General features: G+C 51.2%; 1 protein-coding gene. It reads right to left on the bottom strand.

Annotated elements, in window-relative coordinates; all coding sequences use genetic code 11:
* Positions 1-92: P-II family nitrogen regulator (locus SB765_RS32665; RefSeq protein WP_410932898.1), on the bottom strand; the 92-nt coding region annotated here is incomplete at its 3' end.
* Between the last annotated feature and the right edge of the window lie 154 nt (positions 93-246).

Consider the following 246-nt stretch of genomic DNA (forward strand, 5'->3'; position numbering starts at 1 on the left):
CTCACGGTCATCCCGGTGATGCCGACTTCCGCTAAGGCTTCACGGACATCATCGAGTTTGAATGGTTTGATAATCGCATCAATCTTTTTCATGTCAGACCCTTTTTCACTCCCTCCATGGTCAGAGGGTTTATCAAGTATAAATGTTGCTGGCGCTGTCGGGCGGTAATATCCGGGATTCTTCAGGTTGCCGCAAGCGCTGCCAGATTATGCTGACCGCACCCATTCTGATTCGGGCCTGAGCAGG

The organism is Pseudomonas sp. SIMBA_067 (genome assembly GCF_046534675.1).
Lineage (GTDB): Bacteria > Pseudomonadota > Gammaproteobacteria > Pseudomonadales > Pseudomonadaceae > Aquipseudomonas > Aquipseudomonas putida.